This window comes from Streptomyces sp. NPDC060194 (assembly GCF_042728285.1).
Lineage (GTDB): Bacteria > Actinomycetota > Actinomycetes > Streptomycetales > Streptomycetaceae > Streptomyces.
Map to the genome: position 1 here is coordinate 1 of NZ_JBHWZH010000293.1, position 1863 is coordinate 1863.

At 73.8% G+C, this 1863-nt stretch carries 2 protein-coding genes; both read right to left on the reverse strand.

Annotation, left to right across the window (positions count from 1 at the left end; all coding sequences use genetic code 11):
* Positions 1-52: 52 nt before the first annotated feature.
* Positions 53-517 carry a heat shock protein transcriptional repressor HspR gene (locus ACFWEG_RS28990; RefSeq protein WP_387221087.1) on the reverse strand — a complete coding sequence of 155 codons (465 nt, stop codon included), beginning with the start codon at positions 515-517 and terminating at the stop codon, positions 53-55.
* A gap of 4 nt (positions 518-521) precedes the next feature.
* Entirely contained in the window at positions 522-1703 is a 1182-nt protein-coding gene (gene dnaJ, locus ACFWEG_RS28995; protein WP_387221089.1) for a molecular chaperone DnaJ, read from the reverse strand.
* Positions 1704-1863: the final 160 nt, after the last annotated feature.

Below are 1863 nucleotides of genomic sequence, written 5' to 3' on the forward strand. Positions count from 1 at the left end.
GCCCCGCGGATCTCTCCGCGGGCCCGCCCCTTCGTACGTCCGGTGCGCGACCTCAGTCGTGCGCCTTCTTCGGGCGCCAGACCACCAGCGCACCCCCGTGCTGGACGTCCTCGTAGCGGACGAGGTCGCGCCGGTAGGAGGCGTGGACCGCCGCCTCGCGCTGGGACATCGCCGCCGCGGCCGACTCGACCACGCTACTCAGCTCGGCCACCCGTGCCTGGAGCGCCGCGACCTGGTTCTCCAGCTCGATGATGCGCTTGATGCCGGCCAGGTTGATTCCCTCGGACTGCGACAGCGCCTGGACCTGCCGCAGAAGCTCGATGTCGCGCGCCGAGTAGCGGCGGCCGCGCCCCGGCGTGCGGTCGGGGGAGACCAGCCCGAGCCGGTCGTACTGGCGCAGGGTCTGCGGGTGCAGCCCGCTGAGCTGCGCCGCCACCGAGATGACGTACACCGGGGTGTCGTCGGTCAGTTGGTACGGGTTGCGGCGGCGGCCGCCGCGTCCATCCGTTCCGGCCATCTCATCAGGCTCCCTTCGCGGCCTTGAACAACTCCGCGCGCGGGTCGTCGTCCGCGGTCGCCGCGCGGTACGCCTCCAGCGCTTCCGTCGCCGGTTCCGACAGCTCGGCCGGAACCCGCACCTCGACGGTGACCAGCAGGTCGCCGCGGGTGCCGTCCTTGCGCACGGCCCCCTTGCCGCGGGCGCGCATGGTGCGGCCGTTGGGGGTGCCGGGCGGCAGCTTGAGGGTGACGGGCGCACCGCCGAGGGTGGGGACCCTCACCTCGGCCCCGAGCGCCGCCTCGGTGAACGAGACCGGCACGGTGACGGTGAGGTTGTCGTCCTTGCGCCCGAAGACCGGGTGGGGGTCGACGTGCACGACGACGTACAGGTCGCCGTGGGGGCCGCCGCGCTCGCCGGGCGCGCCCTTGCCGCGGAGCCGGATGCGCTGCGCGTCGGAGACCCCGGCCGGGATCCTGACCTGCATGGTCCGCGAGGAGCGGGCGCGCCCGCTGCCCTTGCAGACGTCGCAGGGGTCCTGGGCGATCAGCCCGCGGCCGCGGCAGTCGGCGCAGGGGTCGGTGAGCGAGAAGCCGCCACCGCCGCCGCGCGAGACCTGGCCGGTGCCGAGGCAGGTGGGGCACACCCGGGGGTTGCCGTTCTTGTCGCCGGTGCCGGAGCACGCCTTGCAGGCGGCCTGGCTGGACATCCGCAGCGGGACCGTCGCGCCCTCGATGGCCTCGGTGAAGCTGAGGGTGACCTCGGACTCGATGTCCTGCCCGCGGCGCGGCTGGGTGCGCGGCCCGGTGGTGGTGCCGCCGCGGTTGAAGAGGCCGCCGAAGACGTCCCCTATGCCGCCGCCGAAGCCGCCTGCGCCGCCCGTCCCGCCCTGGGCGCCGCCGAAGAGGTCGCCGAGGTCGAAGTTGAACGAGCCGGTGCCGCCGGGGCCGGGGCCGCGCAGGCCGCCGTTGCCGAACAGGGCGCGGGCCTCGTCGTACTCCTTGCGCTTCTTGGGGTCGCCGAGGACGTCGTTCGCCTCGGAGACCTCCTTGAAGCGGGTCTCGGCGCCGGCGTCGCCCTTGTTGGCGTCGGGGTGGAACTCGCGGGCGAGCTTCCGGTACGCCTTCTTGATCTCGGCCTCGGTCGCGTCCTTGGGGACGCCGAGGACCTTGTAGTAGTCCTTCTCGACGAAGTCCTTCGTGCTCATCCTCGACGTCCCTCCTTCCGGACCGGGTCCGTGTCCGCCGCTACCGGGAGGGGTGGGGGGCCCCCGGGCCGGCCCCCCCACGGGGGGGGGGGGGGCCACGGCAACCCCCCACCCCGGCCACCACAACACCGCCGGGGTGGAGGGTGGTTTAAAAAAAAAA